This window comes from Exiguobacterium sp. s125 (genome assembly GCF_018618605.1).
Classification (GTDB): domain Bacteria; phylum Bacillota; class Bacilli; order Exiguobacteriales; family Exiguobacteriaceae; genus Exiguobacterium_A; species Exiguobacterium_A oxidotolerans.
The window spans coordinates 1-1,275 of sequence record NZ_JACSMI010000015.1; the positions used below are offsets into that span (position 1 = coordinate 1).

A 1,275-nucleotide genomic window follows, 5' to 3' on the forward strand; every position below is an offset into this window, starting at 1 on the left:
CCGTTCCCATGCCGAACACGGAAGTTAAGCACTTGAACGCCGAAAGTAGTTGGGGGCTTCCCCCTGTGAGGATAGGACGTTGCCAGGCATACTTTTTTAATAAAGTATTTGACAATTTTGACTGACTAATATAACATTATAGAAGTCGTCAAGTTACCACGGTCCTGTGGTGTAGCGGTTAACATGCCTGCCTGTCACGCAGGAGATCGCGGGTTCGAATCCCGTCAGGACCGCCATTTTTATTTACCGATCTTTTTCATTATGGCTTTGTAGCTCAGTCGGTAGAGCAGAGGACTGAAAATCCTCGTGTCGGCGGTTCGATTCCGTCCAAAGCCACCATTTACACCTGCCGGTGTAGCTCAGCTGGTAGAGCAACTGACTTGTAATCAGTAGGTCGCGGGTTCGACTCCTGTTGCCGGCACCATTTTTCATTTAATATGGCGGTTGTGGCGAAGTGGTTAACGCACCGGATTGTGATTCCGGCATTCGTGGGTTCAATTCCCATCAGTCGCCCCATTTTATTTTTAATTTAATACTAGTTTGTGTCATTAGCTCAGTTGGTAGAGCATCTGACTTTTAATCAGAGGGTCGCAGGTTCGAATCCTGCATGACACACCATTTTTATGCGGGTGTGGCGGAATTGGTAGACGCGCTAGATTTAGGATCTAGTGTCTTTGACGTGGGGGTTCAAGTCCCTTCACCCGTACCATTTATATTTATAATGCGGAAGTAGTTCAGTGGTAGAATACGACCTTGCCAAGGTCGGGGTCGCGGGTTCGAATCCCGTCTTCCGCTCCATTTTTTGAATAGAAGTAACAAAAAATAGCATAATTTGCGGTCGTGGCGGAATGGTAGACGCGCTAGGTTGAGGGCCTAGTGGTGGCAACACTGTGGAGGTTCAAGTCCTCTCGACCGCACTTATTATGCACCCTTAGCTCAGCTGGATAGAGTACTTGACTACGAATCAAGGGGTCGGGAGTTCGAATCTCTCAGGGTGCACTTTTCGGGAAGTAGCTCAGCTTGGTAGAGCACTTGGTTTGGGACCAAGGGGTCGCAGGTTCGAATCCTGTCTTCCCGACCATTATTATTATCGGACTTTGAAAACTGAACGATGAGGCAAAAACGTATCTTCGGATACAAACAATGAATGAAGCGCAAGCTTCGTCAACGTGACTTTTAGTCACACAAACGAGCAAGTCAAACACTTTATGGAGAGTTTGATCCTGGCTCAGGACGAACGCTGGCGGCGTGCCTAATACATGCAAGTCGAGCGCA

10 tRNA genes and 2 rRNA genes are annotated in these 1,275 nt (G+C 47.9%); all 12 read left to right on the forward strand.

From position 1 onward, the window contains the following. A 5S ribosomal RNA gene (rrf, locus tag KNQ05_RS15495) occupies positions 1-88 on the forward strand; the annotation flags it as partial. Positions 89-160: 72 nt separating this feature from the next. Then, positions 161-236: transfer RNA gene (locus KNQ05_RS15500), tRNA-Asp, on the forward strand. Between the two features lie 27 nt (positions 237-263). Continuing rightward, positions 264-339, forward strand: a tRNA-Phe gene (locus KNQ05_RS15505). Between the two features lie 9 nt (positions 340-348). After that, a tRNA-Thr gene (locus KNQ05_RS15510) sits at positions 349-424 on the forward strand. A 16-nt stretch (positions 425-440) separates the two neighbouring features. Next, a tRNA-His gene (locus KNQ05_RS15515) sits at positions 441-516 on the forward strand. 26 nt (positions 517-542) lie between these two features. Further along, a tRNA-Lys gene (locus KNQ05_RS15520) sits at positions 543-618 on the forward strand. A gap of 7 nt (positions 619-625) precedes the next feature. Then, positions 626-709 (forward strand) — tRNA-Leu (locus tag KNQ05_RS15525). A 14-nt stretch (positions 710-723) separates the two neighbouring features. Then, positions 724-798: transfer RNA gene (locus tag KNQ05_RS15530), tRNA-Gly, on the forward strand. A gap of 36 nt (positions 799-834) precedes the next feature. Next, positions 835-917: transfer RNA gene (locus tag KNQ05_RS15535), tRNA-Leu, on the forward strand. 8 nt (positions 918-925) lie between these two features. Beyond that, positions 926-999, forward strand: a tRNA-Arg gene (locus KNQ05_RS15540). Positions 1,000-1,004: 5 nt separating this feature from the next. Beyond that, positions 1,005-1,081: transfer RNA gene (locus KNQ05_RS15545), tRNA-Pro, on the forward strand. A 124-nt stretch (positions 1,082-1,205) separates the two neighbouring features. Beyond that, positions 1,206-1,275, forward strand: a 16S ribosomal RNA gene (locus KNQ05_RS15550); the annotation flags it as partial.